22 protein-coding genes and 1 pseudogene are annotated in these 22848 nt (G+C 66.9%); 20 read left to right on the forward strand and 3 right to left on the reverse strand.

The window, feature by feature from the left end; all coding sequences use genetic code 11:
• Nucleotides 1-421 precede the first annotated feature (421 nt).
• From ACWDGI_RS34960 to ACWDGI_RS35050, 19 genes and pseudogenes are all read left to right on the forward strand, one after another.
• Entirely contained in the window at nucleotides 422-1024 is a 603-nt protein-coding gene (locus ACWDGI_RS34960) for a hypothetical protein (RefSeq protein WP_450766032.1), read from the forward strand.
• A gap of 302 nt (nucleotides 1025-1326) precedes the next feature.
• Complete coding sequence (gene rpsP / locus ACWDGI_RS34965; RefSeq protein ID WP_360484878.1) at nucleotides 1327-1746, forward strand: 30S ribosomal protein S16; 420 nt, start codon at nucleotides 1327-1329, stop codon at nucleotides 1744-1746.
• Between the two features lie 5 nt (nucleotides 1747-1751).
• Nucleotides 1752-1991, forward strand: coding sequence for an RNA-binding protein (locus ACWDGI_RS34970; protein WP_003973401.1), 240 nt, complete (start codon nucleotides 1752-1754; stop codon nucleotides 1989-1991).
• A gap of 104 nt (nucleotides 1992-2095) precedes the next feature.
• Nucleotides 2096-2671 carry a ribosome maturation factor RimM gene (gene rimM, locus ACWDGI_RS34975; protein WP_450766034.1) on the forward strand — a complete coding sequence of 192 codons (576 nt, stop codon included), beginning with the start codon at nucleotides 2096-2098 and terminating at the stop codon, nucleotides 2669-2671.
• Entirely contained in the window at nucleotides 2671-3504 is an 834-nt protein-coding gene (gene trmD / locus ACWDGI_RS34980; RefSeq protein WP_450766036.1) for a tRNA (guanosine(37)-N1)-methyltransferase TrmD, read from the forward strand. The genes rimM and trmD overlap by 1 nt, the downstream gene beginning before the upstream one ends.
• A 142-nt stretch (nucleotides 3505-3646) precedes the next feature.
• Nucleotides 3647-3997: a 50S ribosomal protein L19 gene (gene rplS, locus ACWDGI_RS34985; protein WP_351323547.1), complete on the forward strand. Its 351-nt coding sequence runs from the start codon at nucleotides 3647-3649 to the stop codon at nucleotides 3995-3997.
• An 83-nt stretch (nucleotides 3998-4080) separates the two neighbouring features.
• Nucleotides 4081-4794, forward strand: coding sequence for a signal peptidase I (gene lepB / locus ACWDGI_RS34990; RefSeq protein ID WP_450766038.1), 714 nt, complete (start codon nucleotides 4081-4083; stop codon nucleotides 4792-4794).
• Nucleotides 4787-5875 carry a signal peptidase I gene (lepB, locus tag ACWDGI_RS34995; protein ID WP_450766040.1) on the forward strand — a complete coding sequence of 363 codons (1089 nt, stop codon included), beginning with the start codon at nucleotides 4787-4789 and terminating at the stop codon, nucleotides 5873-5875. The genes lepB (ACWDGI_RS34990) and lepB (ACWDGI_RS34995) overlap by 8 nt, the downstream gene beginning before the upstream one ends.
• Complete coding sequence (lepB, locus tag ACWDGI_RS35000; RefSeq protein ID WP_450766042.1) at nucleotides 5766-6794, forward strand: signal peptidase I; 1029 nt, start codon at nucleotides 5766-5768, stop codon at nucleotides 6792-6794. The genes lepB (ACWDGI_RS34995) and lepB (ACWDGI_RS35000) overlap by 110 nt, the downstream gene beginning before the upstream one ends.
• Before the next feature lie 126 nt (nucleotides 6795-6920).
• Complete coding sequence (gene lepB / locus ACWDGI_RS35005) at nucleotides 6921-7706, forward strand: signal peptidase I (RefSeq protein ID WP_450766044.1); 786 nt, start codon at nucleotides 6921-6923, stop codon at nucleotides 7704-7706.
• On the forward strand, nucleotides 7696-8220 hold the full coding sequence (locus tag ACWDGI_RS35010; protein WP_450766046.1) for an NUDIX hydrolase: 525 nt from the start codon (nucleotides 7696-7698) through the stop codon (nucleotides 8218-8220). Before lepB (ACWDGI_RS35005) ends, ACWDGI_RS35010 begins: the two co-directional genes overlap by 11 nt.
• Nucleotides 8221-8276: 56 nt before the next feature.
• A complete protein-coding gene (locus ACWDGI_RS35015; RefSeq protein ID WP_008745401.1) occupies nucleotides 8277-8585 on the forward strand; it encodes a DUF2469 domain-containing protein in 309 nt (102 codons plus the stop codon).
• Between the two features lie 129 nt (nucleotides 8586-8714).
• The gene (locus tag ACWDGI_RS35020) at nucleotides 8715-9086 is read left to right on the forward strand and encodes a YraN family protein (protein WP_450766048.1); all 372 of its coding nucleotides are present in this window, start codon (nucleotides 8715-8717) and stop codon (nucleotides 9084-9086) included.
• Nucleotide 9087: 1 nt separating this feature from the next.
• A pseudogene (locus ACWDGI_RS35025) lies at nucleotides 9088-9306 on the forward strand (magnesium chelatase domain-containing protein); the annotation flags it as partial.
• Nucleotides 9307-9444: 138 nt separating this feature from the next.
• Nucleotides 9445-10668 carry an ABC-three component system protein gene (locus ACWDGI_RS35030; protein ID WP_450766087.1) on the forward strand — a complete coding sequence of 408 codons (1224 nt, stop codon included), beginning with the start codon at nucleotides 9445-9447 and terminating at the stop codon, nucleotides 10666-10668.
• Nucleotides 10668-11144, forward strand: coding sequence for a three component ABC system middle component (locus ACWDGI_RS35035; RefSeq protein WP_450766049.1), 477 nt, complete (start codon nucleotides 10668-10670; stop codon nucleotides 11142-11144). The genes ACWDGI_RS35030 and ACWDGI_RS35035 overlap by 1 nt, the downstream gene beginning before the upstream one ends.
• Nucleotides 11141-13093 carry a DUF3732 domain-containing protein gene (locus ACWDGI_RS35040; RefSeq protein WP_450766051.1) on the forward strand — a complete coding sequence of 651 codons (1953 nt, stop codon included), beginning with the start codon at nucleotides 11141-11143 and terminating at the stop codon, nucleotides 13091-13093. The genes ACWDGI_RS35035 and ACWDGI_RS35040 overlap by 4 nt, the downstream gene beginning before the upstream one ends.
• An 86-nt stretch (nucleotides 13094-13179) precedes the next feature.
• Complete coding sequence (locus tag ACWDGI_RS35045) at nucleotides 13180-15114, forward strand: ATP-dependent nuclease (RefSeq protein WP_450766053.1); 1935 nt, start codon at nucleotides 13180-13182, stop codon at nucleotides 15112-15114.
• Complete coding sequence (locus tag ACWDGI_RS35050) at nucleotides 15111-16769, forward strand: UvrD-helicase domain-containing protein (protein WP_450766055.1); 1659 nt, start codon at nucleotides 15111-15113, stop codon at nucleotides 16767-16769. Before ACWDGI_RS35045 ends, ACWDGI_RS35050 begins: the two co-directional genes overlap by 4 nt.
• On the opposite strand, the gene ACWDGI_RS35055 is transcribed toward ACWDGI_RS35050, so the two are convergent.
• Nucleotides 16766-17104 (reverse strand): hypothetical protein, encoded by a 339-nt coding sequence (locus tag ACWDGI_RS35055; RefSeq protein WP_450766057.1) that lies wholly within the window; start codon nucleotides 17102-17104, stop codon nucleotides 16766-16768. The genes ACWDGI_RS35050 and ACWDGI_RS35055 overlap by 4 nt on opposite strands.
• Before the next feature lie 122 nt (nucleotides 17105-17226).
• The gene (locus ACWDGI_RS35060) at nucleotides 17227-19974 is read right to left on the reverse strand and encodes a serine/threonine-protein kinase (RefSeq protein WP_450766059.1); all 2748 of its coding nucleotides are present in this window, start codon (nucleotides 19972-19974) and stop codon (nucleotides 17227-17229) included.
• Between the two features lie 173 nt (nucleotides 19975-20147).
• On the opposite strand from ACWDGI_RS35060, the gene ACWDGI_RS35065 reads away from it, so the two are divergent.
• Nucleotides 20148-21581: a hypothetical protein gene (locus tag ACWDGI_RS35065; protein ID WP_450766061.1), complete on the forward strand. Its 1434-nt coding sequence runs from the start codon at nucleotides 20148-20150 to the stop codon at nucleotides 21579-21581.
• A gap of 342 nt (nucleotides 21582-21923) precedes the next feature.
• Here ACWDGI_RS35065 and ACWDGI_RS35070 read toward each other — a convergent pair whose 3' ends face one another.
• Entirely contained in the window at nucleotides 21924-22820 is an 897-nt protein-coding gene (locus ACWDGI_RS35070; protein WP_450766063.1) for a hypothetical protein, read from the reverse strand.
• Nucleotides 22821-22848 lie beyond the last annotated feature (28 nt).

Here is a 22848-nt window from a genome sequence, read left to right on the forward strand (position 1 = left end):
CATCCCCGCAACTTGTGGCTCTACCATCGGACCCACGACACGGCGGTTCTGGCCATGGTCGGCCGGCCCGGTGACCGTCCGGGGTCCGGTCGCCGGAGGCGGTCGGCGCCGGATGACGACGGGGTCCGAGTAACGTCGGGGCCGCCGCGGGCGCTGAACGACAGGGCGTCCCAAGCCACGAGAGCGACCGAAAGGCCTCTTGCGCATCCGCCGACCACAGCCGCCGCGGTCCCTACGCCGGAAGTACGCGTCGGGGCGTACGTCAGACTACGCACCGGCTTGGTACGAGCTGTGAGGCTTCTCCGCAGATCAGCGCACCCGTACTCGTCTCCACGCATCAGTGCCAACTGACGGGTACGTGCAAATTATTTGGGATGCCCCGGAATAGGAACACAGCGGCACCCCCGCTCGTTCTCATTACGTGAGCACGACACAGACACCACCTGTTCTCGCCGCAGAGCTGGCAGAGGCGTGGGCCGACATTCAGCGGTACCACCCCGAACTGCCCGACCTTGCCGCGCCAGAGTCCCTGATCGGAGAGTCGTCGTCCGCGTGCGGACACGAGCTCTCCTTCGAACGGCTGCTCCATGAGGCAGTCCACGGCATCGCCGCCGCGCGTGGAGTGCGCGACACCTCCCGGGCCGGCCGCTACCACAACCGCAGATTCCTCGCGATCGCCGAGGAGCTGGGCCTGGACCACCCCGACGAGCCGCACCCCAGCAGCGGCTTCTCGCTGGTCGCGCTCAACCCCGAGGCCAAGCGCCGCTACCGGCCGACCATCGAGAGACTGCAGCGCGCTCTCAAGGCCCACACGGTGGCGACCTCCGCCGACACCTCCCGTACCTTCCGCGGCCCGGCCGCCCGCCACGGCTCGTCCGGCGGCGGCGTCCGGGTCAAGGCGGTGTGCGACTGCGGCCGCAACGTCCGGGTGGTGCCGTCGGTCCTGGCCCAGGCACCCATCGTGTGCGGCGGCTGCGGCAAGCCGTTCCGCATCCCGGAGGCCGTGGGAGCGGCGGCGAGCTGAGCAGACGGCTGCTCGTGGCAGCCGTAGCCATGGCTCATCGCCACACCCCGGTCTCCCCGCGGGCAGCGCACCCGACGCACCTCACCTCCGCGCCGGGTGCGGCTGCGGCATGCCCGGGGCCCCGCACCTCGTCGTCGGCCAAAGCGGCCCGCAGGGTGTGGCACAATGGCTAGCTGTACTCGACAGCCGCACAGGACCCCTCTCTCCTCCGGCTGACGCGTCCATCGGGCACTCGGGTACCGCAACCCCACGCGGCAGACTCGCCGTGCCCAAACACGTCAAATCCAGGAGAACCCACTCCCGTGGCAGTCAAGATCAAGCTGAAGCGTCTGGGCAAGATCCGTTCGCCTCACTACCGCATCGTCGTCGCCGACTCCCGCACTCGCCGTGACGGCCGTGCGATCGAGGAGATCGGCAAGTACCACCCGACCTACAACCCGTCGGTCATGGAGGTCGACGCCGACCGCGTCGCCTACTGGCTCGGCGTCGGCGCCCAGCCGACCGAGCCCGTGCTCGCCATCCTGAAGAAGACCGGCGACTGGCAGAAGTTCAAGGGCGAGCCCGCCCCGGCGCCGCTGCTCGTCGCCGCGCCGAAGGCCGCGCGCCCGACGTTCGAGGCGCTCGGCGGTGACGACGAGGGCAAGGGTGAGGCGATCACCCAGAAGAAGAAGGCTGAGAAGAAGGACGAGGCCGCGGCTGAGTCCGAGTCGACCGAGGCCTGAGCAGCATGCTCGAAGAGGCGCTTGAGCACCTCGTGAAGGGCATCGTCGACAACCCCGACGATGTGCAGGTCGCCTCGCGCAACCTGCGCCGCGGGCGCGTGCTGGAGGTCCGGGTGCACCCCGACGACCTCGGCAAGGTGATCGGCCGCAATGGCCGTACCGCTCGCGCCCTGCGTACCGTCGTGGGCGCCATCGGCGGTCGCGGAGTCCGCGTCGACCTCGTCGACGTGGATCACGTCCGCTGACGCTTCATCGCAACCGGCTCGGGCCGGGGAGGGCCCACTGGGCCGTCCCCGGCCCGTAGTCGTATGGCGGGTCGTATGAGTCCTATGACAGGAGAGCAAGCACAGTGCAGCTGGTAGTCGCACGGATCGGCCGCGCCCACGGCATCAAGGGCGAGGTCACCGTCGAGGTACGCACCGACGAGCCGGAGCTCAGGCTCGCGCCCGGCGCCGTACTCGCCACCGATCCCGCCTCGACGGGACCGCTGACCATCGAGACGGGCCGGGTGCACAGCGGCCGTCTGCTTCTGCGCTTCGAGGGCGTCAAGGACCGCACCGGGGCCGAGGCCCTGCGCAACACCATCCTGATCGCCGAGGTCGATCCGGAGGAACTGCCCGAGGACGAGGACGAGTACTACGACCACCAGCTGATCGACCTGGACGTGGTCACCGAGGACGGCACCGAGGTCGGCCGGATCACCGAGATCTCGCACCTGCCCTCCCAGGACCTGTTCATCGTCGAGCGCCCCGACGGCAGCGAGGTGATGATCCCGTTCGTCGAGCAGATCGTCACCGAGATCGACCTGGAGGAGCAGAAGGCCGTCATCGCGCCCCCGCCGGGCCTGATCGACGACCACGCGGTCCACGACTTCCACGACGAAGCCGCTGATGGACCCAGCGCCTCCTCCCGGGACGAGTCCTGATGCGCCTCGACGTCGTCACGATCTTCCCCGAGTACCTGGAACCGCTGAACGTCTCGCTCGTCGGCAAGGCACGCGCGCGTGGGCAGCTCGACGTGCGGGTGCACGATCTGCGGACCTGGACGTACGACCGGCACAACACGGTCGACGACACCCCGTACGGCGGCGGTCCCGGCATGGTCATGAAGACCGACCCCTGGGGGGACGCCCTCGACACCGTCCTCGCCGACGGCTACGAGACCGGCGCGCACGCCCCCGCGCTGATCGTGCCCACCCCCAGCGGCCGCCCCTTCACCCAGGAACTCGCGGTCGAACTCTCCGAGCGCCCCTGGCTGATCTTCACACCGGCCCGCTACGAGGGCATCGACCGGCGGGTCATCGACGAGTACGCCACCCGGATGCCGGTCCACGAGGTGTCCATCGGCGACTATGTGCTGGCCGGCGGCGAGGCGGCCGTACTCGTCGTCACCGAGGCCGTGGCCAGGCTGCTGCCCGGCGTCCTCGGCAACGCCGAGTCGCACCGGGACGACTCCTTCGCGCCCGGCGCCATGGCCGGCCTCCTGGAAGGCCCCGTCTACACCAAGCCGCCCGAGTGGCGGGGGCGCGAGATCCCGGAGGTGCTGCTCAGCGGCCACCACGGGAAGATCGCCCGCTGGCGCCGTGACGAGGCCCTGAAGCGTACGACCGCGCACCGGCCCGACCTGATCGAGCGCTGCGACCCCAAGGCGTTCGACAAGAAGGACCGCGAGATGCTCTCCATCCTGGGCTGGGCACCGGACCCGGAGGGGGAGCCCCACGGCCGATTTTGGCGCCGGGCCCCCGGCGTGGAAGAATAGGCGGCTGTTGTGCTGTGAACCGTCCGGTGTGCGCCCCTGCCACAGGGGGAGACGACGCCCACCCCGACGGCACGGCCCACTTCCGAAGAACATCTAGTTCCCGTTGATGACCTGTGGCATCAGCGAAGAAAGCAGACGAAAAATGTCTCACCTGCTCGACACCGTCGACTCCGCGTCGCTGCGCAGCGACGTCCCGGCCTTCCGCCCGGGTGACACCGTCAACGTCCACGTCCGCGTCATCGAGGGCAACCGCTCCCGTGTGCAGCAGTTCAAGGGCGTTGTGATCCGCCGCCAGGGCAGCGGTGTCCGCGAGACCTTCACGGTCCGCAAGGTCTCCTTCTCCGTCGGCGTCGAGCGCACCTTCCCGGTGCACACCCCGATCGTCGAGAAGATCGAGCTCGTCACCCGCGGTGACGTGCGTCGCGCCAAGCTCTACTACCTGCGCGACCTGCGCGGCAAGGCCGCGAAGATCAAGGAGAAGCGCGACAACTGATCGCGTGCCACCAGGCTCGTGAGCCGTAGGCGAGCGAGCCGATAACAAGGTGCCTTACCGAGGCCGGATAACATCTGGCCCCGATGGACACCGAAGCACAGCCGACGGAGCGCGACCGCTCCTCCAGCCCCGAACCGGAGGCCAAGGAGGACCGGTCGCGTTTCGCGTTCCTGACGCGGGTCACCGACTGGCTGCCGGGCGGCTGGATCACCCTGACCCTCTTCGCCTGCCTGGCGTTTTTGCTCGTCCTGAACACTCTCGTGGCGCAACCATTCCAGATTCCCAGCGGATCCATGGAACAGGGATTGAGGATCGGGGACCGAGTTCTCGTAAATAAGTTGGCGTACCGTTTCGGTGCCGAGCCGCGCCGAGGCGATGTCGTCGTGTTCGACGGCACCGGGTACTTCGGGGACGCCGACTACATCAAACGCGTTGTCGGTGTGGGAGGAGACCGTGTGGTCTGCTGCGACAAGGAGGGGAGGATCAAGGTGAACGGCCGGCCGGTCGACGAGACCGCGTTCCTCTATCCCGGGGACACCCCGTCCACCGTGCCCTTCTACGTCCAGGTCCCCGAGGGCACGCTCTTCGTCCTGGGTGACCACCGCAGTGACTCCAGCGACTCCCGCGACCATCTGGGCTCGCCCGGCGGCGGCATGATCCCCGTCGGGGACGTGATCGGACGGGCCGACTGGATCGTCTGGCCGTACGCGCACTGGACCCACCTCACCCGTCCCGCCGCCTACGCGCGCGTGCCGGCGGCACAGGGATCGAAGGGGGCGGGAGCGGCCCATGGGTAACCGCGGCAAACCGCGCGGCGTGCCCAGCGACGCCACCGCCAACCTGCTGCCCACCGGGCTCCGGCGCTCCTCCGGACCGTCCGGCGGCCGGTCCCGCGCGGAGCGGCGCAAGCTGCAGCGCAAGGTCAAGCGCAAGCGCCGGCGCGGCGCGATGCGGGAGATACCGCTGCTGGTCGGTGTGGCCGTCCTGATAGCCCTCGTGCTGAAGACCTTCCTCGTCCAGGCCTTCGTGATCCCCTCGGGTTCGATGGAGCAGACGATCCGGATCGGCGACCGTGTCCTGGTCGACAAGTTCACTCCGTGGTTCGGCTCCGAGCCGCACCGCGGTGACGTCGTCGTCTTCCACGACCCGGGCGGCTGGCTGGACGGCGAGCAGACCACCAAGGCGAACGACCCGATCGTCGTCAAGCAGATCAAGGAAGGCCTCACCTTCATCGGTCTGCTGCCCTCCGCCAACGAGAAGGACCTCATCAAGCGGGTCATCGGTGTCGGCGGCGACCACGTCAAGTGCTGCGACGCGCAGGGCCGGGTCACCGTCAACGGCGTACCGCTGACCGAGGGCGACTACCTCTATCCGGGGAACGTCCCGTCCGCCACCGAGTTCGACATCACCGTCCCGCAGGGGCGGCTGTGGGTGATGGGCGACCACCGCGGCAACTCGGCCGACTCCCGGGCGCACCAGGACACCGACTACGGCGGCACCGTCCCGGTGAGCCTGGTGGTGGGCCGGGCCAAGTGGATCGGCTGGCCGTTCGGGCACTGGACCTCGCTGAACGAACCTAAAACCTTCGCAAGCGTTTCGAACTCCGTGTCGGGGTCGACCGCGGCTCCCCACCTGTCGCATAGGGTTGCCTCCGACGATCCGAACGGATACATCCAACTCCCGAGCCCTGCGGAACTCCCGCTCGTTATGGGAGTGGTGGGTCTGCGCCGGGGATGGCGCGGGCGGCGGCACGGAGTAAGGAGTTGGCGTGGGGGATGTGGCGGTTGGCGCACGGTCGGGACACGACGGCGAGGAGCACAGCGGGCGCCCCGTGGAGAATGTCCCCCCCGTCGACGGTGGTTCCACCTCCGGGAATAACGGTGGTCCGGCCGGGGACGGCGGTCCGGCGGACGGCCCGTACCCCGGCGGTGGCGGCGGGGACACGGACGGGGGTGCGGGCGACTCGGCGGCGCCCGCACCGAAGAAGCCCCGCTCCTTCTGGAAGGAGCTGCCGATCCTGATCGGTATCGCGCTGGTGCTGGCGCTGCTGATCAAGACGTTTCTGGTGCAGGCGTTCTCGATCCCGTCGGACTCGATGCAGAACACCCTCCAGCAGGGTGACCGGGTCCTGGTCGACAAGCTCACCCCGTGGTTCGGCTCCAAGCCGGACCGCGGCGAGGTCGTCGTCTTCCACGACCCGGACGACTGGCTGGCCGGCGAGCCCACGGCCCAGCCGAACGCGATCCAGACGTTCCTCAGCTGGATCGGCCTGATGCCGTCCGCCGAGGAGAAGGACCTCATCAAGCGGGTCATCGGTGTCGGCGGCGACACCGTCTCCTGTAAGAACAGCGGCCCGGTCATGGTCAACGGCCATGCTCTGAACGAGCCGTATGTGTATCCGGGCAACACCCCGTGCAGCGTCGACGACCAGGGCGGCCAGTTCACGGTGAAGGTGCCCAAGGGCTACATCTGGGTGATGGGCGACCACCGCCAGAACTCCCGCGACTCGCGCTACAACCAGTCCGACAAGCACCACGGCATGGTCCCGGTCAAGGACGTCGTCGGCCGCGCCATCGTCAAGGCCTGGCCGATCAACCGCTGGGGCACCCTGCCCGTCCCGGACACCTTCGACCAGAGCGGCATCAACACGCAGTCGTCCGCCGCGGCCTCCCTCTCGGTGGCCCCGGAGGGCGTGGCCGTCGCGGCCGTCCTGCCGATCGCGGTGTGGCGCCGCCGGCGGGGCGAGCGGATCGAGTCGAAGTTCGAGAAGCGGCCGACGGCCGCCGGCAAGCGCTGACCGGAGCGAGCCCGGCCGCTGCCGGCCGGTGCTGACCGGCCCATGTGAAACCCTTGGGGAGCTTGTGACCAGGGGCGGGGAAGAAGGGCTGCCCCTGCCCGGTACCGCCGGGTAGGGTGCGGCCTCATGGGTGGCGAGAGCACGATACGTACGGCCCCGCGCAGCGGAGGCACCAGCACCGGCACGGCGCAGGCCGGCGGCACGCTCGGAAATCGCTTGTCCGGGATCGCCGTCGCGCTGGGCATCGTGCTGTTCCTCGGCGGGTTCGCCTGGGGAGCGGTGGTCTACCGGCCGTACACCGTGCCCACCGGTTCGATGACCCCGACCATCGACGCCGGGGACCGGGTCCTCGGCCAGCGCATCGACGGCAGCGAGGTGCGCCGGGGTGACGTGGTGGTCTTCCACGACACGAGCTGGGTCACCAACGCGGACGTCGTCAAGCGCGTGGTCGCGATCGGCGGTGACACCGTCGCCTGCTGCACGAACGGCAAGCTGACCGTCAACGGCAAGCAGATCGACGAGCCGTATCTGCCGGCGGGCAGTCTGGCCGAGCTCCAGGGCTTCCCGACCGTCACCGTCCCCAAGGGCCGGCTCTTCCTCCTCGGTGACGAGCGCCAGGGCTCCCTGGACTCCACCGCCCACCTCACGGACGCGGCGAAGGGCACGGTGGCGCGCAGCGCCGTGAGCGCCCGTGTGGACTCCGTCATCTGGCCCATGAAGGGCCTGCTCAAGCGGCCGACCGGATTCGAGACGCTCGGCGCCCTCTCCCAACCGGGTCCGCTGCGTGTCATCGAGTTCATGATCGTGGGCGGTGCCGTGCTGGTCCTCGCCGGCGGCGCGTACGGCCCGATCGCCGGCCTGCTGGGCCGCTCCCGCGGCCGCGGCCGTACGGAGCCCGCCGGTGGCCGCTGAGGCGCTGCCGGAGGGCGCCCACAGCGCCCCGCGCAGGGTGGCCAGGGTCGTTCTCCTGGACCCCGACGACCGCATCCTGCTCCTGCACGGCCATGAACCGGACGACCCGGCCGACGACTGGTGGTTCACGCCCGGCGGCGGACTGGAGGGCGACGAGACCCGTGAGCAGGCCGCGCTGCGGGAACTCGCCGAGGAGACGGGCATCACGGACGTCGAACTCGGCCCGCTGCTGTGGCGGCGGATGTGCTCCTTCCCGTTCGCCGGCCGCCGCTGGGACCAGGACGAGTGGTACTACCTGGCCCGGACGCCGCATACGTTTGAGGTGATGCCCGAGGCCAGAGCCCTGACCGAGCTGGAGCGGCGCAGTGTCGTGGGAGCGCGTTGGTGGACGTGCCGGGAACTGACCCGGGCACATGAGACGGTGTATCCGACCAGACTCGCCGAGCTGTTCCGTAGGCTGCTCGACGAAGGTCCCCCCGTCAGGCCCGTCACCCTTGACACGGAAATCGTCTAGGGGCGCGCGGTACTGGCGCACAATGGTGGGATCGCACGGCTGAAGGGGAACATGCCATGAGCGCCGAGGACCTCGAAAAGTACGAGACCGAGATGGAGCTGAAGCTCTACCGGGAGTACCGCGATGTCGTCGGTCTGTTCAAATACGTGATCGAGACCGAGCGGCGCTTCTACCTCACCAACGACTACGAGATGCAGGTGCACTCGGTCCAGGGCGAGGTGTTCTTCGAGGTGTCCATGGCGGACGCCTGGGTCTGGGACATGTACCGGCCCGCCCGCTTCGTGAAACAGGTCCGCGTACTCACGTTCAAGGACGTGAACATCGAGGAGCTGAACAAGACCGACCTGGAGCTTCCGGGCGGCTGACCCGGGCTTCGGGGGTGACGTGGCCTCACTCGTGTGAGTGACGGAGTTGTCCACAATCGCTGAGGAACCCACCAAGATCCACTTCTGGGTGGGAGATGCGTGACGGTTGGCGCCGGAGGTGGTGCCGACATGAACACGAATCGGGCACGCAGCGCACTCGGCAGGTACGGCGAGACGCTGGCCGCGCGGCGGCTGACGGAAGCCGGTCTCACGATCCTGGAGCGCAACTGGCGCTGCGGCAGGTCGGGCGAGATCGACATCGTGGCGCGGGACGGGGACGTCCTGGTGGTCTGCGAGGTCAAGACCCGGCGGGCGGGGTTCTTCGAACACCCCATGGCCGGGGTGACCCGCGAGAAGGCGGAGCGCCTGCGCGGCCTCGCCGAACACTGGATCCACGTCCACGGAGGAGCGCCGCCGGGCGGGGTCCGCATCGACGTGGTCGGCGTGCTGCTGCCCCAGCGCGGGGCGCCCGTGGTCGAGCACGCGCGGGGGGTGGCGTGAGATGGGGTTCGCGCGGACGTGCTCGGTGGCGCTGGTGGGCGTCGAGGGCGTGGTGGTCGAGGTCCAGGCCGACCTGGAGCCCGGCGTGGCGGCGTTCACGCTGGTGGGGCTGCCGGACAAGAGCCTGACGGAGAGCAAGGACCGGGTACGGGCGGCGGTGGTGTTCCCTGTCAAGTGGGTGTGTTCAGGTTGGGTCCCCGCAACTGGAGCCCGAGGAGGGGTCAACATGCGGAGGGTGCCCAGGAGGGGGAAGTGGTCCTCATCGCCTTACTTCGCTGCTCCTCTTTGCGCATCTCTATGGGCGCGGCGTTCACCTCCGTGGAATGATCGCCGGGTCGGTCTGGGGGGAGCGTGGACGATGACAGACACGGGTGAGCAGTATGAGGCGTCGGCGTCGGCACTCGGATACCTTCTTCAGTTCGCGAAGGCGCTGCACATCTGTATTGAGCAGTGGATGAGCGGCGGCATGGACTGGGACGTTGCGGTCGAAGCAGCTGACGACATCGAAATCCAACGGGGCCCGGATAGGAGCCTGGTCCAGCTCAAGCAGCGCGCCGAGGGCGTTCGCATGACCGATCTGTCCGAGGACCTCTGGAAGACGTTGCGGATCTGGGCGGAGGCTGCCAAGTCCAGCCGGATCGCGCTCACTGAGACGAAACTGTTCCTGCTGACGACAGCTGAGCTCCCTGAAGGCAGTGCAGCCTTCTGCCTGCAGCCTCGAAGCAGCCAGCATCGCGATGAAGACCGCGCTCTGCACTTGCTCCGCGAGGCCCGTAAGGCGTCGAAGGCGAAGAAGGGGTCCCTTCCAAAGTGCTTCGAGGCCTTCGATGATCTGGATCTGGGGGATAGGCCGCTGCAGCAGTCCTTGGTCTCCCGCATCGAAGTCCTTGGAGGCACTCAGGACATCACCGAGGTCCGAGACGCGTTGAAGGGCCTCGCGGCCTTCGCGGTCGGCCACGATGCGGCGAAGGCCTTCCTTGCCCGGTTGGAAGGCTGGTTCTACGACCGTGTGATCGAGCAGATGCAGACCCCAGGAGGAAGTCCGGTCACCGGCGTCGAATTCGATGAGCGGCTCTCCGACCTGCAGCGACAGTTCCGCTACGACAATCTGCCTATCGACCCCGACATCTCCGACATGGCTTCCGACGCCTCCCGCTCAGCCGACAGGAAGTTTGTCCGCCAGCTCGCGCTGATTGGTGTCGGAGATGAGCGGATCGGTCTCGCGGTGAGGGACTACGTCCGCGCCTTCACCCAGCGGTCCCGCTGGTCCGCCGAGAACTTGCTGCGTGCGGGTGAGCTTGGCAACTACGAGCGCAGGCTCGTTGAGGAATGGCAGTCGCGTTTCGCCGAGATGGCGGAGGACCTCGGGATCGAGGCTTCCGAGGAGGAGAAGAAGAAGGAAGCCAGGCTGATCTACCGCTGGGTCGATCGACAGGCCCGCTTCCCGATTCGCGCAGATTGTGACGAAATCTTCGTCACCAAAGGCTCATATCACATGCTCGCCGACGAACTGAAAGTCGGATGGCACCCGGACTTCTCCGCGCGCCTCATGGAGCTCCTTGAGCCCACCGGGGGCCGCTGATGCAGCTCAGCCGTGAGGAACGGGCCCTATATAACCCTGCATTCACCGGGGTCCTGTGCACCCGCGCTGTTCAGGGCTACGACAAGGAGTACGCCGCCGCATGCCCGCTTCCCGTAGCTGTGACAGCCAGCGTCATGGCTTTGCAGCCCGCCATCCGGGCAGCGCTGCCAGCAACGACTGGCACTGGGCTGATGGGGTGGCTCGAAGCGAACGAGCATGTGCGCGTCGAGATGTCTCGCAACGCCGCGCTCCTCGCCGACGTGGTTAGACCAGGTCTTCTGTTCGCCCTTCAGTCCCGTGTCTTGCACTGCACTGCCGCCGGCCTCATCCCCGTGCCCCGCGCACTGGCCAAGACCCCTAGTGGTGGGACACCACAGACCGTAGACATCCAACGGGCAGCCCTCATGCTCGGACGCTGGCTTCCCAGCACCGGCAGTCTTGGCACCGTCCTGACCCTCTTCGGAGTCAAGCTGTGACCTTTCAGATCAAAGCGGTCACTATCTACGGCAAGCAGCCGGGCCAGGTGCACACCGTGCCCTTCGAGCCGGGCAGTCTCAACATCGTCACCGGAGACTCCCGCCGCGGGAAGAGCGCCCTGTTGACGATCATCGACTACTGCCTCGCCAGCGCCGGCTATCCAGTGAAGTCCGGCAAGGTCCGTGAATACGTCAGCACATTCGCGATCACCCTCGTCAAGCCCGGAGAGCAGCTCTTTGTCGCCCGCCGCGCCCCGGAAGCCAAGGGCGGTGTCAGCACCGTCCTCTGCATCCTCTCGCAGACGCCCGGCTCGCTGCCGCCGCCTCTGAACGAGCTTCGCTTCGTCACGCCGAGGGACGTCGCTAAGGGTCTGTTGAGCGACTTCTGCGGCATCGACCGCAATATCCGCGTCCCCGCCGTCGGCCGCGCAACACTCATCGCGCCCTCCGTCCGACATGCACTGTTCTTCTGCTTCCAGGCCCAGAACGAGATCGCCAACGAAGATGTGCTCTTCCACTCGCAAGGCGAAGAGTGGAGGCCGAACACCATCCGGGGCGTCATCCCCTACTTCCTTGGCGCGACGGACCGTGAGCAGGCACTTCTCCGCAGTCGACTACGCCTCGCCCGGCGGGATCTATTCGACCACGAAGCCAAGCTGGCCACCGCGAGTAACCTCGCCCCTGCCACCGGGCAGGCACAGGCCCTGCTCACCGAGGCCATCGAAGCCCGTCTCGCGGACCCTCCCCATGGCCACGAGGCGACCGCCGAAGGCATCCTGCGCCTCCTACGTGAGGCACTCCTCCAAAGGGGCCCACAGCCGGGTCCAGACGGGACCGACGACCCTCTCACCGAGCTGCGCGCCCACCGTGCCGAGCTGCGCGGTCGGGTCAGCAGAGCGCGGGTCCGGATCGCCGACCTCAAGGCCGCCCTGGCGGAGAACAGTGACTTCACCGACCAAGCCAACGAGCAGCGCGCACGGCTGGCCACCCTTGGCCTGCTGAAGCGCGATCCAGAGGCATCCACTGCTGAACAGTGCCCGGTCTGCGACAGCCCGGTCAGATCCGCCCATGCCACCGTCATGGCGTTGACCGCCGACCTGCTCCATCTCCAAGGTGACCTGAACGCCATCCGCAGCGACACGCCCGCCATCGAACGGATGATCAGCCACGAAGAGGGCCAGCTTCAGGAACTCCGCTCGGAACTCGCCCGCAATCAGGAAGAGATCAACGAGGTCACCGCGGCGACCCGGATCCTCGACCAAGAGCCCGACGACGTACGACGTGCTGCCATAGTGCAAGGCCGTATCAGCCTCTATCTGGACACGGCGGCCCAACTCGCTGTCAGCCCTAGGATTGAAGACCGAACCGAAGAGCTTCGGACGCGGATTGCCGAGTTGGAGACGCTTCTCAGCGAAGATGTTCAAGGCGACCGCCTGACCAGCTTCCTGTCACTGATCAACGTGGAGATCAGGAAGAAGGCCCTCGAACTCGCTCTGGAACACTCCAGCTCGCCCATTCGCCTCGATGTCAACCGCCTCACCGTGGTGGCTGACACCGTAGAGGGGCCGGTGCCCCTGAGGGATATGGGCAGCGGCGACAACCATCTCGGGTACCACGTGGCCACGCTCCTCAGCCTGCACGAGTGGTTCGCCGAGAACGCCAGCCCCGTGCCAGGCGTGCTCATTCTCGACCAACCTTCGCAGGTGTATTTCCCACCCGATCACGTTGGCGAAGAAGTGCTTGAGAGTGATGACCGGGTCCTGCTTCTGAACATCTTCAACGCCATCCACCGGACGCTCCGCAGGCTCGACGGGAAGCTGCAGGTCATCGTTATGGAGCACGCAGACCTTGAAGATCCGGCCTTCAGTGACCACGTCGTGCATCGGTGGCGTCGGCGCGATGGACAAGCACTTGTACCCGCCGCGTGGATCCCGTCCGAGGCTGACTGACGAGGCCGACGCATCAGGCCGCCAGCCCTCATCAGTGGTCGCTTTTGCGTAAAATGACATGTGTGAATTAACGGGGAGCGGAGCCGATGAAGATTACGACGTTGCGGCTGAGTAACTTCCAGTCCTTTGGTCCGGAACCGACGGAAATTGATCTTGATGACCTGGCGTATGTCCTCGGTCCCAACGGCTCAGGTAAAACCACTGTACTTGAGGCATTGTCGCGGCTATTCAGCCCACTGGAGGCTCAGCGTAAGATCCGACATGAGGATTTCCATGTGCCCGCCGTTCAATCCGCAGGCGATTTGCAAGCCGGGGATCCGACGTTGTGGCTGGAGGTGGATGTCGAGTTCCCGGAAGCAGGAGCCGACGGGGATCATGCGTCGGTTCCACCGAATTTCTCGCATATGGCAATCGCTACCGCCGACGGGGTTCCGCGAACCCGTGTCCGATTGACTGCGTCGCTGGCGTCGGACGGTGTCATCGACGAGAAGATCGAGTACGTGCTGGAGTCGGATGATTCGGGTGAGCCGACTCGCCGATCAGACATGTCACGGTATGACCGTGGGCACATTGAGGTGCACTACCTTCCGGCTCGTCGGGACCCCGCCGACCATGTCTCGTACACGACGGCATCGCTCATCGGGCGGGTTCTGCGGGCCACTGACTGGACTGCCGAGCGCGAGACGCTGAGCGGCCTTACTGCTCAAATCACCTCATCGCTGGGCGAGAACGCCACGGTAGCGAGCATCGGTCTTCGACTAGCCGACGAGTGGCATGGGCTGCACCGCGGCGCGTACTTCAGGGAGCCGTCGATCGCTTTCGGGCGAGGCGAACTAGAGAGTGTATTGCGCCTGCTCACTGTGACCTTCTCGCCCACGCCCAACGGGTCACCACTGCCTTACGAGCGGCTGAGTGACGGACAGAAGTCCTTGCTGTACATCTCGCTCGTGCTTGCCTGGCAGTCCCTCACCCGGCGCGTTCTCAACGGCGAGGAGCCCTCCATCGACGCCGACCGCCTGCGCCCGCCTGTGCACACCGTCATCGCGCTTGAGGAGCCCGAGAACAGCCTCGCGCCGCAGTACCTCGGTCGAATCATCCGCCAACTACGGGGTGCCTGCGCGCACGGAGACATGCAGGCCCTCATCGCCACGCATGCGTCCACCCTCCTGCGTCGCGTCGATCCCCGCACAATCTGCTTCCTCAGGTTGAACACTGCCCGGGAAACGACGATCCACCGCATCGTCCTGCCCGAGGAGCAGGAGGCAGCCGCTAAGTACGTACGGGAGGCAGTGGAGGCCTACCCCGAGCTGTACTTCTCCCGGCTGGTCGTGCTCGGTGAAGGCGACAGCGAGCAAGTGGTCTTGCCCCGTGTCCTAGCGGCCTTCGGGCTCACGGAGGACGACGCATCCGTTTCGGTGGTCCCCCTGGGCGGTCGGCACGTGAATCACTTCTGGCGCCTTCTCAACGAACTGCAGATCCCGCACGTGACGCTACTTGACCTCGACGCTGGCCGCTACCAGGCCGGCTGGGGGCGGGTGCGCTACGCGCTGAAACAGATCAACGCAGTTCGCCCGGAGACCTACACAGAAGAGCAGATCGACAAACTCCCCAAGTGGAATGATGACTGCGATTTCCCAACCCTGGTAGACGCTCGCTTCAACGGGCGCAGCCCTGTTGAAGCGCTGGAGGAGCAAGGGGTCTTCTTCTCTCACCCGGTCGACCTCGACCTGATGTTGATGGCGGCTTACCCCGACGCCTACGGCGTCAGTCCTACCGAGCCGGACGAAACCACCATCGTGGCTGTACTCGGTAAGAGCCACGCGAACGAAGACCGCCTCCCCGCGGACATCAGCGCGCTCTTCGCTGACTACCACAGCATTTTCGATCTCGGAAGCAAGCCCGCTGCCCACCTGTCCGCTCTCGCAGACCTGAATGACCAGCAGTTGCTGAAGAACCTCCCCGACGTGCTCGTTCGGCTGGTCGAGCAGGTGCGCACGAAACTAGCGGAGCTGCCGGAATGATCCGCCCTAACCAGTGGCGCCCCGTCGACGGTCTGGTCCTCGAACCCAACGCGTTGTCGGCCGTCACCTCGTCGGACAGGAACGCGGTTGTCTCCGCGGGACCAGGAGCCGGGAAGACGGAGCTGCTCGCCCAACGGGCGGACTTTCTATTGCGCACTGGACAGTGCCCATACCCGCGCAGGATCCTGGCGGTTTCGTTCAAGGTCGACGCCGCCCGCAACTTGCGAGAGCGCGTTCGCCGTCGCTCTGGCACGCGGCTCGCAGCCAGGTTCGACAGCTTCACCTTCCATGCCTTCGCCAAGCGCTTGATCGACAATTACCGGCCCGCACTGACCGGATACAACGCGCTCAACCCGGAATATCGGATCGACCCTGCCAACCGGATCCAGGGCGAGCAGATCACCTTCAACGACCTCGTCCCCCTGGCGTTGGAGATCATCGAGACCAACACCTACGCCCGAGGAGGCATCCGCCAGACGTACAGCCACGTCTTCCTCGACGAGTTTCAAGACTGCACCGGCCAGCAGTACCGACTGATAAAGGCAGCATTCGGCGAGAGCACGGCCGTCCTGACCGCAGTCGGCGACACCAAGCAGCGAATCATGGCCTGGGCCGGCGCACTGGACGGAGTGCTACAAACCTTCGCCGACGACTTTTCGGCCCAACCACTGCCGCTGTACCAGAACTTCCGCTCCGCCCCCCGACTGCGGCGGATGCAGAACCGAATGATCGCTCAGATGGACTCTGGAGCGGTCAGCCCCGACGAGGAGCTGACCGGAGATGAGGGCGTCATCGAAGTGCTGTCCTTCGAAACCAGCCAGGACGAGGCGCAAGCCGTCGCGCAGCTCGTTGACAGCTGGCTCCACGAAGGGACGGCACCAAGCGAGATCGCCATCCTCGTACGCCAGCAGCCGCACCTGGTCGCGGCCGTCCTCGGCCGTGAACTCGCAGATCGCGGCATCCCCTTCCGTAACGAACAAGACAGCCAGGACCTCACCGCGGAACCAGCAGCTGCGCTCGTGTTCAACTTTATTCGGGTGATCGCTGGCGGCAAGCAACCCGACGCGTACGCCGAACTCATGAGGATCACTAACCGATCGAGCACGTCCGACGACGAGGCATCTCGCTTCGACGGCCAGTTGAAGCGGATGATCAGCGAGGCCCGAGCGGTCGTACGTGACCCTACGTTTAAGGCGGCAGAGCCCGCGGCGTGGAGGACCCTTGTCTACGAGTTCCTACAGCTGGTGTCGCGGCCAACGTTGGCCGCGTTGTCAACCGGGTACCAGCAGGGCACCCGGCTCGACGATCTGATCGAGCAGGCGCTTGATGCATTCGACCGGGAGCTTGCCGTTGACGGAGATGCCGTCCAAGCCCTCCGGCGCCTTTCGGAGATGGACGCCATCCGGTTCTTGACCATCCACAAGTGCAAGGGCCTGGAGTTCGAGAAGGTCGTTGTGCTCGGGGTCGAAGAGCAGCTCTTCTGGGGCGATGCCACTGCAGCGATATCTGAGTTCTTCGTTGCGATTTCCCGCGCTAAGCAACATCTGGTCTTGACTCATGTCAGGCACCGCGATAGGCCAGAAGGGCCCGTCAAATTCTGGAGCGAGTCGCGTACGCCTCACCATGGGTTCTTGGACTTCGCCTATGAAGGCTAAAGCCAGCCCTCGTGCTCGTTGCGGTAGTGCGGCCAGGGTTGCCCGACCCGGTGCGCGGAAAGCAGGTGCTTCATGCTTGCAATCCACGAGCCCGGCTGGACAAGCTCGATCATGTAGCGATCTAGTTCGGAGCGGCCCATCTGCAACGTCCAGCCCGGAGTCATCGGCAGGCCTCCGGGGAGGGGCACGGCACGGAGCTGCTCCTGGTAATGGATCTCCATGACGACGTCTCCCGGCTTGAGGTCGGCCTTCCCCGGCGGACGAACGCAATGAGCATCGAGGCCGGCGACCTGGAGCAGGTCGGCAACGGCTGGTCCGGAGGTCTCAATGGTCATCGCCGAGTAGTTACCGATCAACCGGGCGCAGGCCACAGACTCCGGCAGCATCGTACGAGGGAGCTGCCGCCCGCGTTTCGGCCTGTGGATAGCTTGGGGGCTTGCGTGAGGCGCCACGCTGCTCAGGTGCGCTGAGCTGCGTGGATGGCGCTGCGGATGGCCAGGTCGGCGCGACGGTCGTCTAATACTTCGTGGTAGAAGTGGGCGCCTGCCGGCTGGGCGCGGAGTGCGGAGGCGACGGTAGCGGCGGCGTCCCCAGTCAAGGTGATCAGCCAGTCCCGGATGCTGTTGCGCGGGTCCCACCGGTCCCAACGGCCGTCCCAGGCGCACATCCCTTGGACCGCGGCGTCAAGCAGACGCCACTGCTCCTCTTGCGCGGCGAGGCGAGAAACATTGAGAAGCCACCAGATGGCTCGGGTGGCCTCTGTCTGGGCGGCCCAGTAGGCAGATGAGTGTTCGGTCAGTGCATTCAGGACGGCGGTCGTCTGCTGAGGGTTGGCGAATAGTGCCGTCTCTGCCGCGCGGACATCGAGTTTGGTGACTACGTCCAGGTACAGCTCGTAAGAGTCGGGCTGGTCGGCGGCGAGGGTGAGGAGCTGGGCTGCTGCGGTGGTGTCGTCCCGCTCGTTGGCGTCCTCAAGGAGGCGGGTGGCGCGTTGGAAGGGGAACTCGTCCTGGGAGCCTGTCATGCGTTCGACGAGGGCGAGGAAGGCGTCGACGTCCTGGGGCCGTTGGGCGGGGTCGAGTTGGGTGGCCTGGCGTACGACCCCGTACCACGGACCTGGCGGGGGCAGCAGGGGCACGTTCGCCTGGGGCCACGTACCAGTGAAGATCCAACCGATGAGCTGTCCTAGGCTGTAGATGTCACTGGCGGGGGTGATGTTGTGGCCGTTGACGGACAGTTCGGGTGCGGCGAAGCCCTCGGTGCCGATGCCGGCGTGGGTCAGGAGGCCGGCGGTGCTGGTCTCACCGCGGGCGCGGCGCACGATGCCCCAGTCGGCGACCGTCCAGCGGCCGTCGAGAAAGAGGATGTTGGACGGTTTGATGTCCCGGTGAATCCATTTACTGCGGTGTGCGTCGGCCAGGCCAGCGGCAACGGCGCTCACAAGGGTCCGCAGCTGGGTGGGGTCTTGCAGTTCCGTCCGCTTGTCCTCGACGGTGGCCTCGGCGAGCGGCATGACGAACCAGTCGTGATCGGGGCTGAAGTCGAGGATCGGCATGACGTGCGGGTTGCCGCCGAATCGTAGTGCGGCCTCCACCTCGCGGCTCATGCGCCGTGCGGCCCTCTGGCCCTTGCTTGTGCGCCGCTTGAAGGCCACAACGGTGTCGGTCGCCTTGTGTACGGCTCGGAAGACCTCGGCTTGGCCCTCGCGTGCCAGCGGCAGTCTGTCAAGTCCGTAGTCCCGCCGCTCCCCCCGGGCTGACTGGCTCACCGCGTCGTAGCCGACGGCGGGGGCGACGCGGGCCGGGGATGTCCTGGGCGCAGGAGTGCGGTAGCCGGTGAGACTCATCAGGATCGGCCGGACGTGGGTGTGGTCGTTGTCGGGCAGAGAAGCGAGCAGGTAGGCAGGCCCGTCGCCGGGTCGCTGGGTGAGCCCCAAGACTTCGCCGAGCCGGGCTTCTGCCAGTGGTTCGCTGTCTCGGACGGTGAGCTCGGTGCGATGCACGGCGACGGTGTTGCCGCTGCCGTCGGAAGACGCGCTCAGTACGCTTTCCGCGCCCGCGAGCAGCACGTGGGCGGGGAAGTGCACGGGGGTGGGGATCCATTCCTCGCGTTGCCCGGCGTCGGTGGTGCGGGCCAGGTTGATCACTGCGCTGTGCCCGGAGGCGGCGAGGAAGAACCGGCGTCGGTCCACCCACACGGCCGAGCGCACCGCCGCCTCAAAGGTGATCGGGTACCGCATCTGCTCACCTGTCCGTTCACCGGCGCGCGTCAGTGCGAGAGTCCCGTCATCAGATCCGAAGGTGACCCCGGATCCAGACAGGATCCAGGGTTCGCCGTCCGGTCCGGGCAGAAGGACCGCACCGTCTTCGAAGCCCCCCGCGACGGCGTCCAGTTCTCCGTGATTCCAGCGCACCAGCGCGGAGCCGCACATCACCCATACGACGCCGTCGTCGCATACGAGCGGCGCGCCGTAGCAGCCGGGCAGTGGGAGGTGCCAGTGGGCGTGCCCGCGGGTGAGGTCGATGCTTAGCAGGCCGTCCTGGCAGGTCATCAACAGCTTGTTGTCGCTCAGCCAGGCCAGTCCGGTCGGTCTGGTCTGCTGAGGCTGCCCAATGAGGAGAACCTCCGCCACCACTCCCGCCCAGGTTCGGGTCTCTACGGCAGGCGGGGAGATCAGCCGTGCGGGCGGGCTCAGGTGCCAGGCCTGCGCCGCAGTTTCGCTGGCCAGCAGTTGGGCTAGCGGTGCATGGGACAGGCGTCGGCTGTAGAGGTCGTGCACCAGTTGAGCGAGCGGGAGCAGTCCGGTCGCGGCCGCTTCCAGATGCGTGCGGTCCACCAGGACGCCGAGCCCCGACATTGCGGCGATCATCTGCTCATCGGGCGTGCTGTGCTCCTGGTGCCAGTGGACGTGGACCCAACGCGACTGCATCGTGCGCAAGTCGTCCGTGACGTATCCATGGACGCGGCGGAGATAGGCTGCCCAGTCTTTCCGTGGTCGGTCTGGGTCAGTGAAGGTGAGGAGATAGTGGCCGCCATCGAATATGAAGAAGAGCGTCTCGCCGAGCATGAGGTGCGGGATGGCTTGCGTTCGGGGGACGGACTGGTGCAGCAGCGACTGGATCATCCGTCCGATCGTCTCCGCTGAGACTCGGTCCTGCCGTGTGAGCTGACCGTATTGGGCCAGCAGGTCCCGAACGTCGTCCATGGGCTCCCCCCCCGTTCGTGGTTGGCGCACTCTCCCGTCGGCGCCGCTGACAGGCGTTGGCGGGTGGCCTCCTAGCGAGTCCCGCCGCTCCTGCCGTGCATTATGTCCCTCTGTGCCACCGGGCGCCGTCGTATCCAATCCGGTGCCCCTCATCAGGGTGCTAACCTCCGGCGGTGAGCAGCACAGCCTCCGGTCTCGTGCCGGTCCACATCGGCCAGCCGGAGCCCGGATCCGACCGCGATCAGGCCTTGCGGCTGCGGGCGGACCGCCCCGCGTCCCTGCGGATTCCCGAAGCTCTCGACTGGCGGCGGCACGGCCTTCAGCCGAGGTGGCTGGGCATGGAGAGCAGTGACTGCGCTGCCGCTCTGTCACCGGGCCACGTCCACAATCAGGGCGACGAAGGGATGAAGCGGGTCCTCGGCGGCGCCCGCCGGCGCGGCGAACTCGCTCTCGTACTCACGGTGATTGGCCAAGTTGACGAGGACCGGACCCACAATGTGTTCGGCTCCGCCGACGCGTCCGTCCACCTCAGCGACCTGTTCACGAGCGTGGTCGCTCGCCGCCTGCCTGCCGCTACGCGACCCTCGATCGCGCCGGGCCTGAGCGGCGCCGACAGGGACCTCGCGATCCGGCTGCTCACCCGCCCCGCGGATGACCCGTGGTGGAGCCTGCAGCTCCGCGGCATGCATCTGGAACACGGCGCAGGGTCCGGCTCCGAGGACCACCCGGCTGCGGGTGAGCTGCACCCCATCCTGGTCGATGCCCTGGGAGACCCGGTGGTCGCGGCCTGGTCATCACCCGCCGGCGACCAGCGCTGGTATGTGATTCCGGACGGCACCCCATGGGACAACGTGCTGGACTGGCTGGTGCACCGGGCCCTGCCTGAGTACGTACCAGGGGCGCTGCGCCGTGCCCGGTCGCCATTCTTCGTCGACCCGGATCTTCAGACGGCGGGCGAGCGGAGCGCCCGGCAGTCGCTCGAGGAACTGGAGGCGCGGTACGCCGAGGAGAAGCAGCGTTTGGAGAAGGAGCTGCGGGAGGCCAAGGAGAAGGCGGAGCCCGTGCGGTACGGCCTGCTATACGGCAGCGGCACCGAACTAACCAAGGCCGTCGCGCAGGTACTGACCGCGGCCGGGATGCGCGCCGTCGACTTGGACGAGGAGCTCGGCGGCACAAAGTCCGCCGACCTGCTCGTCAGTGCCGAGGGGACCTCTGCGCGTCTCGTCGAGGTCAAAGGGGTCTCCGGGCCCGCGCAGGAGAGCTACATCGGGCAACTTCGGCAGCATCTGGATACCTGGCCTCAGCTTCGGCCGTCCGTCCCGGTCTCCGAGGGCGTACTGATCGTCAACCACCAGTACAAGCTGCACCCGTCGGAACGGTCGGCGGACGTCTACACGCGGCCCGAACACGTCGCCTCGCTGGCCTCCCTGCCGGTGACGGTCGTCAGCGCGGTGCAGTTGTTCAACTGGTGGCGCGCCGGTGACTGGGCGGCGATCCGTACGGCCGTACTGGGCGACGTCATTGCCGCTGCGTCATCTGCCGCGCCGGTGAAACCGCAGCAGCCGTCCGCTCCGCAGCGCCGGTGGTACGACAGACTTCGCAAGTAGAGGGGCGCAGCCGGGCCTGAGCCGTACGGAGCCCAACACTTCCCTGCACGGAGCGCCGCGCGTGCGCCGGGCCGGTCGGCGCCGTACGGTCCCAATGCCCGGCTCGGACAGGACGGCCGGCTTCGCGATCCCGCGCGAACCCGGCCCCGAACAGCAGCCCCTGCCCACGGCCTCCAACGACGACTGCCGCACCGCTCCAGCCCAGCGCCGACGGCACCGCATCCTCGCCATGCTGCAGGATGACCCGACCCGCCTGTGGAGACCTGCAGAGATCGCCGCCCACTTCGGCAACATCACCTTGCACACCATGTATCCCTGTGACGGCGCGGCTTGTCTTCGTCATCAGTCGTTGACCAGCACAGTTCCGCAGCTGAAACACAAGGGTGTATGCCTTCCCGGTGCTGCACCCGTCTCAGCTTCCAGGACCAAAGCGGGCTCGCCGCAGGTTGGGCATTGCTCAATGGGCCATGTTGCAGGGTCTTCGTACCCTGGCTCCCACTCCTTACCCAAGGCCACTCCGACATAGAACTCGGCGAAGCTCACAGCTCTGGTGAACACCTCGCTGCAGAATCGGCAGTGAAGGGGACCGCGGCTGCCGACCACCACTGCCAGTTGGCCGCATTCGGGGCACTTCACCGTCCGCTCGGCGTCACTTGCCAGGAGAGGGCGAATCCGATCCAAGCGAGCCTTGATGACGGCACGCATATCCGTGAGTCGAGCACGGATGTGGTATTCGCCTTCCCCTGCGTACATCGCGTCCTCTCCACCGAGACCCGGTAGCAGGTGCTCGTTGATGAACAGCAAGAGGAAGTCCAGGATGCGCGCAGCGCGGGACTCCACAGCGCTGGCCGGCGCTGTGAGCCCGTAGTGCTGCAGGGCGTTACGCCACTTCGCGAGCTGATTGATCTCGTCGACGGGCCCCTTGGGAAGATCGATCCCGATGATGTTGCGCAGCCGGGTGATGGCCTCGGCTGTACCGCAACTCTCGAAGTCTCCCGTCTCGAACCGGGATCGGTCAGCACGCCCTGGGTCCCTGAAGACCAGACTCCAATGCTCTTGGAGTAGACGGGCCTTGAGGAGAACTTCAGCGGCGGCCTGAAGGTGGAGAACGGCGTACTTGAGGTCGCGGGGCTTGGGCTCCCCAGACAAGTGGTCCACCACGCTGTCGAGGTAGTCCATCCCGTTAGGAACCGGCGGGTAGTCCACGTGGAGGCGCTCACCCGAGCTGGTCTCTTTCACGGCCGGAGCCTACCGCCAGGCACCAACG

Source organism: Streptomyces sp. NPDC001220 (assembly GCF_053597895.1).